General features: G+C 41.4%; 14 protein-coding genes. 13 read left to right on the top strand and 1 reads right to left on the bottom strand.

From position 1 onward, the window contains the following. Positions 1-123 precede the first annotated feature (123 nt). On the top strand, positions 124-5181 hold the full coding sequence (locus ACP8HI_RS17230) for an S-layer homology domain-containing protein (protein ID WP_438347428.1): 5058 nt from the start codon (positions 124-126) through the stop codon (positions 5179-5181). Positions 5182-5255: 74 nt separating this feature from the next. On the opposite strand, the gene ACP8HI_RS17225 is transcribed toward ACP8HI_RS17230, so the two are convergent. Next, a complete protein-coding gene (locus ACP8HI_RS17225; RefSeq protein WP_438347427.1) occupies positions 5256-5753 on the bottom strand; it encodes a glutathione peroxidase in 498 nt (165 codons plus the stop codon). Positions 5754-5992: 239 nt separating this feature from the next. On the opposite strand from ACP8HI_RS17225, the gene ACP8HI_RS17220 reads away from it, so the two are divergent. From ACP8HI_RS17220 to ACP8HI_RS17165, 12 genes are all read left to right on the top strand, one after another. Further along, positions 5993-6271: a hypothetical protein gene (locus ACP8HI_RS17220; protein WP_438351874.1), complete on the top strand. Its 279-nt coding sequence runs from the start codon at positions 5993-5995 to the stop codon at positions 6269-6271. A gap of 106 nt (positions 6272-6377) precedes the next feature. Then, positions 6378-6800 carry a thiol-disulfide oxidoreductase DCC family protein gene (locus ACP8HI_RS17215; RefSeq protein WP_438347426.1) on the top strand — a complete coding sequence of 141 codons (423 nt, stop codon included), beginning with the start codon at positions 6378-6380 and terminating at the stop codon, positions 6798-6800. A 28-nt stretch (positions 6801-6828) separates the two neighbouring features. Further along, the gene (locus tag ACP8HI_RS17210; protein ID WP_438347425.1) at positions 6829-7083 is read left to right on the top strand and encodes a hypothetical protein; all 255 of its coding nucleotides are present in this window, start codon (positions 6829-6831) and stop codon (positions 7081-7083) included. Positions 7084-7133: 50 nt separating this feature from the next. Then, complete coding sequence (locus tag ACP8HI_RS17205) at positions 7134-7517, top strand: VOC family protein (protein WP_438351873.1); 384 nt, start codon at positions 7134-7136, stop codon at positions 7515-7517. 137 nt (positions 7518-7654) lie between these two features. Then, positions 7655-8809 carry a hypothetical protein gene (locus ACP8HI_RS17200; RefSeq protein WP_438347424.1) on the top strand — a complete coding sequence of 385 codons (1155 nt, stop codon included), beginning with the start codon at positions 7655-7657 and terminating at the stop codon, positions 8807-8809. After that, on the top strand, positions 8802-10052 hold the full coding sequence (locus ACP8HI_RS17195) for a CpaF family protein (RefSeq protein WP_438347423.1): 1251 nt from the start codon (positions 8802-8804) through the stop codon (positions 10050-10052). Before ACP8HI_RS17200 ends, ACP8HI_RS17195 begins: the two co-directional genes overlap by 8 nt. Continuing rightward, positions 10049-10801 (top strand): type II secretion system F family protein, encoded by a 753-nt coding sequence (locus tag ACP8HI_RS17190; RefSeq protein WP_438347422.1) that lies wholly within the window; start codon positions 10049-10051, stop codon positions 10799-10801. Before ACP8HI_RS17195 ends, ACP8HI_RS17190 begins: the two co-directional genes overlap by 4 nt. A 31-nt stretch (positions 10802-10832) precedes the next feature. Continuing rightward, positions 10833-11687, top strand: coding sequence for a type II secretion system F family protein (locus ACP8HI_RS17185; RefSeq protein WP_438347421.1), 855 nt, complete (start codon positions 10833-10835; stop codon positions 11685-11687). A gap of 13 nt (positions 11688-11700) precedes the next feature. Further along, positions 11701-11895 (top strand): Flp1 family type IVb pilin, encoded by a 195-nt coding sequence (locus tag ACP8HI_RS17180; protein ID WP_438347420.1) that lies wholly within the window; start codon positions 11701-11703, stop codon positions 11893-11895. Next, positions 11885-12550 carry a TadE family protein gene (locus ACP8HI_RS17175; RefSeq protein WP_438351872.1) on the top strand — a complete coding sequence of 222 codons (666 nt, stop codon included), beginning with the start codon at positions 11885-11887 and terminating at the stop codon, positions 12548-12550. The genes ACP8HI_RS17180 and ACP8HI_RS17175 overlap by 11 nt, the downstream gene beginning before the upstream one ends. Then, complete coding sequence (locus ACP8HI_RS17170) at positions 12531-14882, top strand: hypothetical protein (RefSeq protein ID WP_438347419.1); 2352 nt, start codon at positions 12531-12533, stop codon at positions 14880-14882. Before ACP8HI_RS17175 ends, ACP8HI_RS17170 begins: the two co-directional genes overlap by 20 nt. Further along, a complete protein-coding gene (locus tag ACP8HI_RS17165) occupies positions 14851-15816 on the top strand; it encodes a pilus assembly protein (RefSeq protein WP_438347418.1) in 966 nt (321 codons plus the stop codon). Before ACP8HI_RS17170 ends, ACP8HI_RS17165 begins: the two co-directional genes overlap by 32 nt. Positions 15817-15855 lie beyond the last annotated feature (39 nt).

The raw sequence follows: 15855 nt of genomic DNA, 5'->3' as shown, positions 1-15855 counted from the left end.
GATTCGTCCGCTCTTCGCTCTTATCATAATATCAAATACGTATAAATTCTATTTTGTAAGCGCTCTCTAACGAGTGTTTACTCCGTACTATTAATAATAATACCTAAGTTGAGGTGACCCCTAATGAAGAAGAAATTGTCTAAACGTTTGTTATCAATCACAATAAGTCTCGCGATGGTATTTGGTATGGTTCCATTGTATGCGGTTTCAGCGGCGGGTGATGTGAATGTTGGAATTGTGAATGCGGGATTTGAAGAGGGTTTGGTGGGTGGTTCTATTCCAGGCTGGAGTAAGGATGCAGCAACGGTAGGGCTGATAGAACTCAGTACTACACAAGCTAAAAGCGGTTCGAATAGTCTACATCTTCACGATACTGACAGCGGTGCTGCTTCTCCAGGATTGCGCGTGTTAAGCGAAAAAATAATGGTCAATCCAGATGGGAAATATACTGTCCAAGCGTCTGTATATGTCGTAGAGCAATCTCATAGTCTTCTGCATGAAGTTCAATATTTCGATGCGAATAATGTTGAAATCACACCAAGGCAGCAAGTGAGCAATGCTAAAGGAAGCCTAACGCTGAATGCTTGGAATGAGATTGTGAATGTCTCTACTGCCCCAGCAAAAGCATCTTATGCGAGAATCGGTTTCTATTCAGGTAAACCAAGCTTGACGGATGCTTACTTCGATGATGTATCGATGATTGAATCAGCGACGCCAGTAATACCAGACCCAGAGCCAAATCCAGGACTACCAACATCTGCTCTTGCTAATCCAGGGTTTGAGATGGACTTGGTTGGTATGGAAATCCCAGGTTGGGCTGTAGATCCTAGTACTGCAGCATTCGGAAGTATTGGACTTAGTAGTGCGTACTCAAGAAATGGAGATAAAAGTTTGCTTTTCGAAGATAAAGTGAACAGTGCAACGCCTAATGGTAGCTTCAGAATGCTAAGTGATCCGATTTCAGTGTCAGTAGGAGATAAGGTTACATTCGAGACTTATGTTTATAAAGTTGCTGCAGGAGATCAAACTGCGCAAATCCAACCTGTCATTCATTACTACGATGCGGAAGGAAAGACTGTAAAAATATATGATTTTGAGGGATATGGTGCCAATACTATCCCTGTGGGACAATGGAAGGACATAAAAATCACTCGTGAAGTTCCTACCAATACAGCCTATATTAAAGTAGGTTTGTACTCTGGTTTTCCGAGCCTTACAAAGTTATATGTGGATGATGCGAGTGTAATTATTGAACCCAATACACCTGTTGTGACTCCACCTGCAGAAGATGTTGCAGCCGAAATCCCAAATGCCGGATTTGAAGAGGCATTGGTAGCTAGTGCGATTCCAAGATGGAGTCTTACAGAAGGTCCTGCGGGATCAATAGGCTTGAATACATCTGTATTTAATAGTGGAAAGAACAGCTTACATTATCAAGATAAGAGTGATAAGACAGGCGTGCAAGTGTCAAGCGACAAGTTTGCTGTTATTCCTGGCGAATCGTACATTGCTAAAGCCTTTGTAAATGTCGTTAACCAATCACATAATGTCGGTTTCAAAATCAATTACTATAATAATAAGGATGTTGAAGTAGGCACGAAACAGGAATTGTTCGGATCATTAGCATTGGGTAATAATCAATGGACTGAGATGCGGGTATCTACTAAAGTTCCAGCGGGAACAGCCTATGCTAAAATTATATTCTTTTCCGGAGCTATTAGTTTCACAGAAGCTTATTTCGATGATGTTTCATTCGATATAGTGCCGACTGAAGTGCCATTAGATCGTAACTATCAAAAAGCAGTGGATCTTGGTCCTATGGTTAGCGTGAGCTTGGGTCAGGCTGGAGCTATTCAGGAAAATGCTTTAGGTGAGAACGAAGTATATTTCCATTCGAATGGATTGCCTGGTACATTCACAGTGTTAGATGCAGAAACAGGTAAGATGAAGTTTACAGAGGTAATTCCAAATACAGAAGCATTGTGGGCCATGACAGTTGGACCAGACAAAAATGTTTATTTTGCAGGGACTGGCGATGGGAAATTGTATCGCTATCTACCTGTAGAGAAGAAAATAGAAATGCTAGGTGGCAACCCATCGGATCCATGGGTATGGGACCTTGAAGCAACTGCAGATGGTAAAATATACGGTGGTACGTTTGCAGATAAAAAAGAAGGTAAATTATTCGAATACGATATTGCAACCAAACAATTCCGAGACTATGGTGTCGTTATGAAAGGTGAAGATTATGTCAGAGGCATAGCAGTAGACGATAAGTATATCTACGCTGGTTTAGGATCGAATCTACATTTGGTTAAAGTTGACCGTGTAACTGGGGAGAAAACAGAAATTAATATCCCAGGTTATACAGGCACGAAAGGCGGAATAATTGCAGATGTGTTCGTAGTTAATAACAAACTGCTTGTTTCAGTTAGTACCGTGAATATGGTAGTTATGAATATGGACACCTATGAGATTGAGCATACATTCCAGTATAGTAATATGATCTCAGATCCGAACCCGGCAGATCCTAATCTGATCTATTATAAGCATGGGACAAAGTTCTTTAAATATGATTTCAGTACAAATAAATCTTCTGAGATCATACTATCCGTGCCACTTCCGGATACAACACGTGTAAAAGATATGCAGTGGATAAAGATGAAGAGTGGAGAAAAGATAGGGAAAACAGTGTTGGCTATGGTAACTCAGTATGGGGAGTATATTTTATATGATCCTTCTGATAACTGGCTTTCATTTATTGAACTTGAAATATCAGCACAACCTGTTAGAATTCAAGCCATTGAAAGAGGTCCAATGGATGGAAGACTTTATCTCGGTGGTTATCAACGGGGAATGAGTATTTATAATCCCTTTACTAATAAAATCGATACGAATATATCTTCATTCGCACAACCAGAAGGCATTGGATTCTTGAATGATTATGTGTACTACGGGACTTATGTTGCTGCAATCATGTATCGCTTTGATCCAACGAAGCCTGTATCACTGAATGCTAATCCTGAAGTGGTCTATAATATTCAACACCACCAAGATAGACCGTTCGCTCTTACGTCTGGGGATAATAAGCTGTTCGTCGGTACTGTTGCTGACTATGGTATTCTAGGTGGAGTATTAGCGATCTATGATGAAGTGAAGGATAAATGGACACAGTTCAACGATGTTGTTGAAGATCAAGCTATTATTGGTCTAGCTTATAAGGATGGGCTTCTCTACGGAGGTACGACGGTATGGGGTGGTTTAGGTTCCGTTCCATCCAAGTCGGAAGCAAAACTCTTTATTTGGGACGTAGAAAACGGTAAGAAAATAGACGAAATCGCACTTGATATTCCTGGTATTGATGATATACCGAAGATGATCGGTGAGCTTTCATTCGGACCAGATGGTCTACTGTGGGGCGTAGTAGATGGCACGATCTTCGCCATGGACGTCACAACCAAAAAGATAGTTAAAAGTAAAGTTATTCAACCAAGTGTATACAATACTAGTAAGTGGAAACCATTCGACTTGCAATGGGCCCCTGATGGTATGCTTTACACGACATTATCTCGCAAATTGATCGCTATCGATCCAGAGACATTGTCTTACAAAATAATTGTGGATACATTCATGAATGATATGTCCATTGGTATCGACGGTAGTATCTATTATGCTCTTGATGCCGGAACAACCATGTCTCGTATTGCTGTACCAGAGACTGATGCAACGTTATCAGCGATTACAGTAAATGGCGTTCCTCTTGAAGGATTCTCGCCAGGAATAGTGAAATACAAGTCCGAACTTACTCCAGAAGCGGTTGTTCAAGCTACCACGACTCAAGCGGGAGCCACTGTGACAATAGAAGTTCAGGAAAAAGAAGGAAAAACAGTTATTACTGTAGTGGGAACAGACGGTAAATCAACGTTGGTGTACACGATTCATTGGAATGAAGTAGGTCCAGTTGATCCGGTTGATCCAGTAGACCCAGTTGATCCAGGAAAGCCTGGAACTCCGGGAACTCCAAGTAATCCATCAGGTCCAGTCAATCCACCAGTAACAACGGATAAGACGGGTCCGAAGACGCAAACGGTAAGTGGCAATAGCTTGAAAGTTAACAAGCAAGGTGTCATTTCTGTTGAAATTGAAAAGAGTAAGACATCGGTACTACTTCCAGTAAATGCAGCAGATATCGTAAAAGATCAATCCATCGTTTTGACGAGTGATGTATTTACGGTTGAACTTGCTCCGGAAGTGTTAAATCAATTGCAAAAGTTAGCGTCTTCAGAGAAGCTACAGGATGCACAGATTAAATTATCCTTCGATGCCGTTGCGGATTCATCGAAGCAAGCATTGCTTAATAAATCAATAAATAGTAACGATGCTAATATTCAAGCAGCAAGTGAGGTATATGACTTCAAGCTATCGCTTGTAGGTAAAGATGGAAAAGAAGTGAGCCCTACTAAATTTGCAGAACCACTAACTCTAACGTTAAAAGTAAACGGAGATGTGAATCCTGATCTAGTGGGGATATACAAGATCGAAGATGATGGCACTTTAACTTATATGGGTGGAACAATTGTAAACGGCCATATCAGTGCTGAAGTTCAATCTTCCGGCAAGTATGCGGTATTGGAATTCGATAAATCCTTCGGTGACATCCCAGTAAGCCACTGGGCTGCTAAGACGATTAAGAAAATGGCTGCAATGTTAATCGCCAAAGGCGTAAGTGATACAGACTTTGCACCTAATGAAAGTGTAACAAGAGCAGAGTTCGCTGCCTTTATGGTTCGTGCATTGGGATTAGAGTCAAAGGGAACAAGCCAATTTGCAGATGTAGCAGCTGGGAAATGGTATTCTTCAGATGTAGCAGCTGCATATGAAGCAGGACTTGTTAATGGATTGAGTGATACATTGTTTGATCCGACTCGTACGATTACGAGAGAGGAAATGGCTGTCATGTTGCTTCGCGCATATGAACTGCAGAAAGGTAACAAATCAGATGTATTGCAGACTAAGCCAATTGCTGATCAAGCAAGTATAAGCCCGTGGGCAAGTGCTTCGATAAATAAGGCACTTGAACTAGGATTAGTCAATGGCCGTGGGAATGATAAGTTCGTTCCACAAGGACAACTGACTCGTGCAGAAGCGATGCAAGCCATCTTCAATATGCTAAACAAATAACTTGAAAAATGAACAACAAGAGAATTAAAATAGAAGACCTCACTCGTATCTTTACGGGTGAGGTCTTCTATATTTCAGAGAACGAACCGAGGATTCTTTAAAAGATCTTCAATGACAATTCCGATTTTATCTGGTGCAGTGGATGGAGCGAAGCGTTCGAGAACCTTACCATCACTGTCGACTAGAAACTTGGTGAAGTTCCATTTGACTGCTTTTAAACCTAGAATGCCAGGGGCTTCATCTGATAAATATTGAAATAATGGGTGGGTGGTTTTCCCTTTTACATCTATTTTCTCGAATAAAGGAAAGGTGACTCCGAAATTAACTTGACAGAATTGCTCAATATCGTCGCTATTTCCGGGTTCTTGTTCATTAAATTGATTACTTGGGAAGCCTAAAACCTCAAAATTTTGGTCTTTGAACTTTTCATAGAGTGACTGAAGTCCTGTGTATTGAGGAGTAAACCCACATTTACTCGCGGTATTAACGATCAATAGCACTTTTCCTTCATACTTGGATAGAGAAATCTCTTCGCCACGAATTGTATTCACTTGGTAATCGTATATACTCATCCATTCTCCCCCTAATAATAATGTTATGATTCCGATACGGGTCTAACACTGTAAATTATACAGTAAATGAAGGGCGGCAGAGTCATTTCTTCTTGGCTGTCTACTTTTGTCTACTAATGGGGAGAATTAGTGGTATAATAAATTGACATCAAGTTGAAAATTAATTAGAATGTCTAAGTACTTGTTGGATAAGCTGGAATAAGATTGTGTTAGCAAATTTAATATAATGGGTGATAATGATGTCTTACAGACCGATCATTTCGAATGTGGAAGAAGCAAGCAATAATGAGAAAGATGGATTGTATGAATTCATCTTCTACTTGGCTGATGGAACAGAGTGTCGTACGTTTTATGATCGTTACCCTGCATGGAAGATGACGAACATTACGAGACTGCAAAAAACACCATGTCCTGTATGTCGCAAAGACTTCATTTGTAGATGTATGGAAGGTTTCAGAGGTACGTTACAGCAACAAATCGACGAGAATCAATGGCTTGAGAAGGCTATTGCCAAGTAAGAGTTAGGTTGCTAAAGACATGAAGCGTAGGAAATCGTCCTACGCTTCTTTTCTATATGTTGTATCGTGTTATGATATCTTTAAGAATGGTAAGTAGAAGGAGGGAATGCTTGTGAAAGAGAATCATATGGAAACTTCTTCAATTGTGCTTATCGATGGTGAGTGTCTTTTGTGCCAAGGTGCCACGAAGTTTATTATTCAGCATGATCCTGCTGGGAGATTTCACTTTGCTTCTTTACAGTCGGACACAGGTCAGAAATTACTATCCAAGAATGGATTGCCCATAGACTTTATGAGTGGTTTTGTCCTAATTGAGGACGATCGATATTTCACACAATCAACAGCTGCTTTACGTATTGCTAGGCAATTACGAGGCCTATGGCCGCTTACATATGGCTTTATTCTACTGCCTAGATTTATAAGGGATACCGTATATCAATATATTGCTAGAAATCGATACCGTTGGTTTGGAAAAGCGGATCAATGTATGTTACCAACACCAGAATTAAAGGGGAGATTGTTAAAATAGCTGGGAATTAGCGTGGGGAGGGTATTCAGTGAAATATATCTGGTTATTGATCGTTGTATGTGTTGTTATATTGATCTTGGTGTTCAAAGCGTTAGGAACTAGGAAATCGAGTGGAAATGTCGTTAAATTTCAGAGGAAGAATAGTAAGCAGGGCTTACAGAAATGTACTTATTGCAAAAAAATGAGTAAATTAACTTTCTATGCTAGTGATGAGGGCAGTGTGATAGGTGTTTGTAAGGAGTGTAAACCGAAGGCTGAATCCCGAGATATGCTACCTATATAATGAGGATAAGTAACTATTAAGATATGTGACAATACAAGGAGTGTATAATGATGATTGAGTATGTTCGGATACATCATGTGAGTTTGGCGGTAAGAGATCTAGAGAAATCTAAAAGGTTCTATTCGGAAATCCTTCGATTTCGTGAAATAGATCGTCCCTCTTTTAGTTCCAGCGGGGTATGGTATGCAGTAGGTGATCAACAACTTCATCTTCTTGAACACCCAAAGGGACAGACATTACGGGATCAGGGGATTGATACGACGGATGGGCACTTTGCAATGTGGGTCCAAAGTTATCAGAAGACGATAGATTGGTTAGACAAGAATGGAGTTCATTATGAAGCTAGGCCTGAGAGTGTTGCTGGATTTGCCCAAATATTCCTTCTAGACGTAGACCATAATATCATTGAATTATCGGCTGAATATGGATCTTAGTAATTCATACTTGCCGACTGGAACTAACTGTGATATTCTATCAGTAAATTAATGGATCGTAAACGGAAGCACCGTTTAACAACCGCGTAACTGCGTTTGTTGAACGGTGCTTTTTTGTTTCATTGGGGGGAGAGTGAATGATGATTCCTGCTAGAGTAGTGTTGGCTGTACAGGAGAGCGATTATATTGAGCCTCTACTTCGTTATGTTCACAGTAGTGAATATGGCGATAAGATGAGGATCGTTGCTTTTACTGAGGTGTCTCAATTTATGAAGTATATGAATGGAAGTGAACGGCCGGAAGTGATCGTAGGAGAGTCGGTATTTCTAGCGCCATGGCTGGAGCAAGGTGAACAGACTGTAACATGGATCGTCTTAGATGAAATGGGACAAGATTCGTTGCAAGGGCCTGTTCTTGCGAAATATCAACCGCTCCCTCAACTGCTAGATTCCATTCTACATTTATCTCGAAGAAAGGGCGTTGTAGCAACATCTCGAGCCACAGGTGAGACAACGATGGTTGGCATACTATCTGCCGTTGGAGGAAGCGGGAAGACAACGACAGCCCTAAATATAGCTAAGCAGTTAGGATCTAGTGGACTGTCAGTGTTCTATCTTAGCTTAGAGACGATGAATAGTAGTGCTGTGTTTCCAAGGCAGATTAGAAGTGGTGAGAGTGGTACAGGGCTGTCACGTCTACTATATGAACTGAAAGCCGCGCAGGAAACAAAAGATTATTCGTGTATTTCAATTCCATCTTATGTTGTCCACCATGAAGGGATCAAGGCAGATATGTTTGAACCGCTGACTAATATCAAGGAATGGATCCAGATGAGTAAGAGCGATGTATGTCAGCTTATGAAGTTGATAGCAGATAGCGGTCAATATGATGTCATTATTGCGGATACAGATAGTAGTGCAGAAGATCGATGCGAGGCTGTGATGGAAGCTTGTGGAAGTCTGGTATGGCTTCTGCTTGATGATGTGATCAGTATGCACAAGAGCGGACAATGGCTATCTTTTCTGGAAAGAAATAATCCTACCTTATATAGTGACATGATGTTGAAAAGTAAATTTATTGTGAACCGTTATGTTGGAAGTCTTGCGAATACACTCCCCTCCACTATAGAACATATTGATGGAGTTCTCCCTTATATACCCTCTTGGAAGCAAGTAAGTCATGAGGAGATTCTATTGAGTTCACCCATATTTCAAAGAGACATTCTGAATCTATGTAGAGAATGGGTAGGGGATCTTGTATCTGCTACGGTTGGGGGAGAACCCCATGGATGAAGAGATGTTTAGGGTCATTCGAAGTACTATTCGCTCAGGTCTAGATGTGACATCTGCGGTAGATGATGCTGAATTAATGAGTTATATCGAACGGACGGTATTGGGGCACAAGGAATTGCAGGATTTGACTGCACTGGAGAAGCGTACACTAGTCCGCCGAATATATGACTCATTTCGCGGATTGGATGTATTGCAGCCTTTAGTGGACAATCCGTCTATCACGGAGATCATGATCAATAGTCATCAAGATATATTCATTGAACAAGAGGGGGAAGTGAAACGAATTTCGCAGCAATTCGAGTCGCAGAACCGCTTAGAGGATATCATTCAGAGTATCGTAGCGGGCGTGAACCGTGTGGTGAATGAATCATCTCCGATTGTTGATGCAAGATTGAAAGATGGCTCGCGTGTCAATATTGTCTTACCACCCATTGCTCTGAAGGGGCCTACGATGACAATCCGGAAGTTTCCAGAGAAGCCAATGACGATGAATGATCTCGTCAGACGAGGTGCATTAAGTGATGAGACAGCTACCTTTCTTCAGAGGTTAGTAGTAGGGAAATACAACATATTTATCAGTGGAGGAACTGGATCGGGGAAGACGACGTTTCTTAACGCTCTATCACAGTTCATTCCAGTAGATGAGCGTGTGATTACGATAGAGGATTCAGCAGAGTTACAGATTGTAACTGTACCTAATCTAGTCTCATTGGAGACACGGAATGCCAACATAGAGGGAAGGGGCGAAATCACCATTCGTGATCTGATTCGATCATCATTACGGATGCGTCCGAATCGGATTGTGGTCGGGGAGGTTCGGGGGAGTGAGGCTTTGGATATGCTACAAGCGATGAATACTGGGCATGATGGTTCGCTCTCAACCGGCCACGCAAACAGCACTAAAGATATGATTAGTCGCCTTGAGACGATGGTGCTCAGTGGAGCGAATCTTCCCATTCTCGTCGTTCGTCAGCAGATTAGTTCAGCCATAGATATTCTAGTTCATCTATCTAGGTTGCGTGATCGTTCAAGGAGAGTGACGGAAATTAGTGAGGTGCTGGGTATGGAGAACGGAGAGGTACAACTGAGTCCGCTCTTTCAGTTCAAGGAAAGAGGGGAGAAGGATGGAAGAATTATAGGGCAACTGGAATCCTGTGGGTTCACTTTACATCATGTTGATAAGCTACGTATGGCAGGTCTTGAAGATACCATTGTGAAGGAAGGTGAGGAGGTCAAGCTATGAGTCGAAATCTCCCTGATTACAGTAGTTATGAGCTAAGTATGTTGGAGAGAGTCCTATGTATTGTGGTCGGGGCCATCATTTTTTATGGTATTGGGTATTTATTTTATCATCAATGGATTGTCTCCCTATTGATAGCATGTAGCGGATGGTTTATTCCTGGTTTCTGGAGAAAGCATATGCTGGATCGTCGTCGTGCTGCAATGAACTTACATTTCAAACAAGCGTTATTCTCCTTGTCTTCCTCTCTTTCGGCTGGCCGATCTGTAGAGAATGGGTTTAGGGAGGCGGTTGCGGATCTACGAATGCTGGATCCCGAAGCGGAGAATGATCTCATTATGGAACTGAACATTATTTGTGCTCGAATGGAATATGGAGAGCCGATTGAGGATGCGCTACAGGATTTCAGTCGACGTGCATCTATGGAAGATATCACGAACTTTGCCGATGTATTTACGACATGTAAGAGAACAGGTGGTGATCTTGTTGAAGTCGTACGTCGTACATCTAACATTATTAGTGAAAAGCTGGATATCCAACAGGAAATATCCGTTATGGTCGCTCAGAAAAAATTCGAATCCAAAGCGATTCTGGTGGCTCCGATCTTCATGATATGTTTCATGAATGTATCATCACCTGACTATATGCTTCCAATGTATAGCGGGGTTGGATTCATAATAACAACATTCTCCTTGGCGGTATTGGGGGCTTGTACTATCTGGATTACGAAGATTATGAATATTAAATTGTAGGCGAGGTGATGTATTGATTGTCTTATGTATCGTGATCCTGATTGTGCTAGTGGGTAGTTGGCTGGTGCTGAATTACATCAGCGGGGGGAAGTATCAGAAACTAAGGAAGATTTCCATGGATGGGCTACGACTTAGCAAGATGGTGAATCCGATGTTATATATTCTAGACAGATTGAGGATAACAACAAGGTTTCCATTCTTCTTCTATAAAGTTCAACGCTCCATTCAGAAAATTCACGGAATGAGATACAGCGGCGAAATGACACTGCTCTATCTAGGCGAGATGATGTGCTACAGCTGGCTGTTGCTAGGTTTGGGTTGTGTTATGTCCATAGGAATGGGGGATAAGACAGGCTTGATTCTAGGAGGTGGTCTAGCCATTCTCTTGCCAGCGGCAATGGTGAAAGATCTTCACAGACAGGTTCAAGTTCGTGATCAAGATATATTGATGGAGCTTCCTGAGCTATTGAATAAAATTGTATTACTTGTTGGAGCAGGCGAAACGGTTCAAAAGGCGATTGCTCATTGCGTTGAAGTAAAGAAAGAAGAACGGGATCATCCTCTGTATAAAGAATTGATACGGATGGTTGGCGATTGGGATAGCGGGTACTCTTTCCAACAAGCATTTGAAAGTTTCAGTAAACGATGTGCTTTACAAGAGGTATCGATCTTTACTACCACAGTGTTGTTGAATTTCAGACGTGGAGGCAATGATTTTGTATTGGCACTTCGTGATTTATCGCGAACACTATGGGAGAAGCGCAAGATGATCACTCGTACTCGCGGTGAACAAGCGTCTTCTAAGTTGGTATTTCCAATGGTCGTTATATTTATGGTAGTTGTTGTTCTGGTTGGTTCACCCGCAATGATGATGATGAATATGTAGGAGGAGTGATGACATGTTAATGAATATATGGGGAAAAGTTAAGGGGTTTTGGCAAGAGGATGAGGGGCTAGGAATGCTGGAGATGATCCTGATCATTGCTGCAATTGTTGTGATTGCTGTGGTTTTTAGGGATCAACTTAAATTAATTGTTGAGAATCTATTGAAAAAGGTTGGTACAAAAAGTGAAAACTTTATTGATGGGAAATAGGCTGAAAGACGATGAGGGAAGCTTCACGCTTGAAGCCTCCCTCGTTATGCCTATCGTGCTGACGACGACGATTATTCTCATGTTCTTCTGTATGTACATTTATCAGCAGTCTATATTACAGCAGGTTGCTTCTGCAGCCGCGGAGAGATCAGCCTATATCTGGGATAACAGCCACAAAGAAGCGTCTAATGGATCCTTTCAGCAGGGACAATATGATTCGCTGTATTGGAGACTGACAGATGATAGGATGCTGGGAACGATGTTCGGCTGGTCAGATGCTAGTAATGAAGAATCGATATCTCTACCCGAAGGTGAGATATCGGGTTCGCTACCAACTGCGAAGCTATCCAAAGTAAGTGTGCTTGTGACAGGTGAAATAAACGGAAAGATTTCTTATGAGAATAAACTGTTGTTGCGAAAAGTGAGTAGCGAATTACACCAGCTAATCAACTTGCCTCCACTAGATCAGATACTATCTGGGGGATCCGAATTGGGAGTGAGTGCACAATCTATCATCGTTGAACCCGTAGAATTCATTCGTACGGTAGATCTAATGAGATATTATGGTGCTAAATTCAAAGGATCTAGTGAAAGTGCTACGAATAAGGGTGATGCTGCCCAAGTATTGCAGAAGTATGGATCAAAAACCAAATAAAGAAAGGGGGAATGGCATGTTTGGCAAATGGCACACAGATCAGAGGGGCTCAGTCTCCATTTTTCTTATTTTGATACTGGCCGTTGTATTTAGTTTTGTTGCTGTGTTCATCGACTACGCTCGAATTGCTGCAATGAAGGTTCAAAGTGAGCGACTTGTGCGTTCTGCAGTTCGCTCTGTGATGTCTGCTTATGAACCGGAACTACAGCAGGAATATGGAATATTCGCCTATGGAGAGAGTAGTGGAGATCAGATTATGTCCGGGGTATTGAATGGAAGTATTGATCATGGAGACCGAGGAGATGCTTTCTCTTTGCTTAATCTCACATTAGATTCGTCCTCGCTGCAGATGGACCGCATGCTCGGAGAATACGAAGTATTCAATCGTCAAATTAGCGAAGAAATGAAATATAAGGCGCCCATTGATTTCACGCTAGAAATTATTAATAAGTTCAAACCGCTATCTCAATCCATGAAGGAAGCTTCTAATACGATGGATGTGCTTAGAAAATTACAAAAGCTATATGACAAACGAGAAGATGCATTGGATGAAATGATAGCTACGCAGAAGAAGACAGCTAAAAGCGTGGAATCGTTACCCAATCTGATCATGGCTCAAGTTGCTAATCATATCTCCAATCAATCATTGGGGGGGAGCATCGATTCGGGTGCCGATATTGCGACTCAATATGATGACTATGTTGCCAAAGCAATCGAGCTGGAGCAAAGAATCGCCGATAAACAGAACAGGCAAAATAACACCAACAGTGACAGTGATGATGACGATGAGGGTAACGATGACGACGAAGAAGAAGAGGACAAGATTATAAATATACTTACGGATTTAATTAGTAGATATCATCAAGGGACTTCAAGCTTGTTGTCTAATGTATCTAATAAGCAAAGTTCATCGCGTTCAGATCATATGAAGATGGGGCCTCAAGCGCTTGAACGATGGGAGGAAGCATACAACATTAATGAACAAATGAAACAAGTGATCGTGGAGTCAGAGAACCGCTCAGCTAGTGAAGGATATGACCATGTATCAAGTGAAGATAGCCCGGGAAGTACAGATATAGGTACTGGTGACACGGATGTCATTCGAAATATCAGAGAAAAAACTCAAAGTCTAATCCTCTCCGAAACGTTACTACAAGATCTTAAGCAGGGAATTGAGGATCAGACTACGGAATTTAAGAGATTAGATAACGGGATAACGTCTTCTAATACAGTATTGGGGATGGCTTTTGGTCAAAGTGGTAGTAGTGACCAAATGAAGTCAACTGTTATTCAGTCACGACACGGTGTAGATCCTTATATGCAGAATTATGTGACTTCCGGTTCAGGGAATATGCTTGATGCAGCACTGAGTAGGTTAGAAGAGAACCGTTCCTCTGATAAGGAGCGCAAGTCAATTGAGAAGGAATCCAAGGCGAAATTGAAGGATGCAACTAAGATATTATCTACGATTAATCGATTGAATGAGAAAGCACAGGGATATATGGAAGAATATCGTACACTACAACAATATTATGATGAAAGTATTTCATTTAATAAACAATCAGCAGATGGATCATATCAAGGGGCTGAACTGGATAGTGATCCTTACGATGCTGGTAAATCAGCTATGGACGATGTGGATGATTTATATGGTTCTATGAGTGGCATGTTGTCAGGATTACAAAATGAATTCTATCAGAATGAATATGCTGCGCTCTATTTTCATCATTTTGATATCACTCGGTTGGGAGATATCGTAAGTAACCCGGGTAGTTCAATTGGAGACGAATTAGTAGAGCAACTAAGTGTTCATAATCAGGAGCTAGAGTATATTCTATACGGCTTTCATAATCCCGTGGGAAATGTATCTGCCGCTTATGCCGAAATATTCGGAGTGAGACTAGCAATACGAACGATGGAAGGTTTAGTGAAGAGTAGTAAGTTGGGAAATCCATTGCTGATTCTGGCAGCAGCATTATTGTATGGGATTGAGATGGCTATCGTAGATATGATTCAACTGTGTCACAAGGGATCGATTGAGTTATCGGCCTATGTAAAAGTGGAGATGACTTACCGCGATTACTTGAGAATGTTCCTCTTTATTCATAGTAATAATGAGAAGAAGATGTCGAGAATGCTATCATTGATCCGTTTTAATACAGGAATTAATCCAAATGAGAGGGCGACCTATTCCTCTGGTGAAGTTGTGATCGGGATGAAGCTGTGGTTTCTTCCGGGAGTGATGAGAATGATAGGATCTACTGCAAGCAACGAAGATAAAGTGGAAGGAAACCGTTACTATGCTACTAAGAAAGCGGATTTTTCCTATTGATCGAAAGAAGAATGAAAAGGGCAGTATGGTACTTGAAGCTGCGTTAGTATTTCCCTTCTTTATCTTTTTCATTGTTTTTCTAATCTATATTGTTCAAATGACATTGATATCGACAGCACTTCAAAGCACCGTATCCGATACCGTGAAGATGGTGTCTTCCCATATGTACCCTATTGCTTTAATCGTAGAGAAAGAGGCTTCACCGGAGGAGGATAAGGACTCCCAATTAACTGGGAACTGGATCATTCCTAAGCTTTCTGTGACGGATTGGGTATCCCAGTATAGTAACTCACTTCCCGCTCCGTTCGCACAATGGATGATGGATGCTGCGACAATGGGAGACGAGCCATTACAGAAAGTAAAGAATAATATGGCTGAAACTGTTCTTGATCCTGTTGTTAAGCCCCTGCTTAAGCCGTTCATTCAAAGTGAGTTTATAAGCTATGATCGGATTCATATTTCCAACATATATCTTCCTGATATGAAGACTAGAGAAAATCCATATTTCGGTATTGAAGTCAGTTACGCGTTACCTGTGAAGGTACCTTTTATCAATAAAGAAATTATATTACAAGCAAAGGCACAGGAACGTCTGTGGATTGGAGATACTTCGGAGGGAATTGGAGGTGGTGTCGGTGAAGAGGTCGCATCTTCTATACAAATACTGGAGAAGCCGAATCCTGCCATTGTCGGAAAGAAGGCTAAGGTTAGGATAAAGGTAGAACCGAATGCTATGGCACAATTATCTGTTTTTTATAAGAGTGGTGAGAGTACTGCCAAGTATCTAGGATGGAGTCAGGCAGACGCTAACGGATATATCGAATGGGAATGGTTTGTTGGAACAAATACGACGCCGGGGACATGGCCTTTCATTATTACATTAGAGGATGGAGAGCGCATGGAAGTGACGTTTACCGTTATTGATCGAGATTAATGTCATTATAGTTCGAGTTCAAAAGATGATTTTTTGAAC

It is taken from the genome of Paenibacillus sp. FA6 (assembly GCF_051550225.1).
Lineage (GTDB): Bacteria > Bacillota > Bacilli > Paenibacillales > Paenibacillaceae > Paenibacillus_AQ.
Note: the sequence above shows the minus strand (reverse complement) of the source record. Positions and strands in the feature narration are given on the sequence as shown.

Bases quoted from the DNA above. Each gene is read 5' to 3' on its own strand.
- ACP8HI_RS17195 (WP_438347423.1), top strand. From the start codon at position 8,802: ATGGATGAAGAGATGTTTAGGGTCATTCGAAGTACTATTCGCTCAGGT.
- ACP8HI_RS17230 (WP_438347428.1), top strand. From the start codon at position 124: ATGAAGAAGAAATTGTCTAAACGTTTGTTATCAATCACAATAAGTCTC.
- ACP8HI_RS17200 (WP_438347424.1), top strand. From the start codon at position 7,655: ATGATGATTCCTGCTAGAGTAGTGTTGGCTGTACAGGAGAGCGATTAT.
- ACP8HI_RS17220 (WP_438351874.1), top strand. From the start codon at position 5,993: ATGTCTTACAGACCGATCATTTCGAATGTGGAAGAAGCAAGCAATAAT.
- ACP8HI_RS17175 (WP_438351872.1), top strand. From the start codon at position 11,885: ATGGGAAATAGGCTGAAAGACGATGAGGGAAGCTTCACGCTTGAAGCC.
- ACP8HI_RS17225 (WP_438347427.1), bottom strand. From the start codon at position 5,753: ATGAGTATATACGATTACCAAGTGAATACAATTCGTGGCGAAGAGATT.
- ACP8HI_RS17165 (WP_438347418.1), top strand. From the start codon at position 14,851: ATGCTACTAAGAAAGCGGATTTTTCCTATTGATCGAAAGAAGAATGAA.
- ACP8HI_RS17190 (WP_438347422.1), top strand. From the start codon at position 10,049: ATGAGTCGAAATCTCCCTGATTACAGTAGTTATGAGCTAAGTATGTTG.
- ACP8HI_RS17180 (WP_438347420.1), top strand. From the start codon at position 11,701: ATGTTAATGAATATATGGGGAAAAGTTAAGGGGTTTTGGCAAGAGGAT.
- ACP8HI_RS17215 (WP_438347426.1), top strand. From the start codon at position 6,378: ATGCTTGTGAAAGAGAATCATATGGAAACTTCTTCAATTGTGCTTATC.
- ACP8HI_RS17205 (WP_438351873.1), top strand. From the start codon at position 7,134: ATGATTGAGTATGTTCGGATACATCATGTGAGTTTGGCGGTAAGAGAT.
- ACP8HI_RS17170 (WP_438347419.1), top strand. From the start codon at position 12,531: ATGGATCAAAAACCAAATAAAGAAAGGGGGAATGGCATGTTTGGCAAA.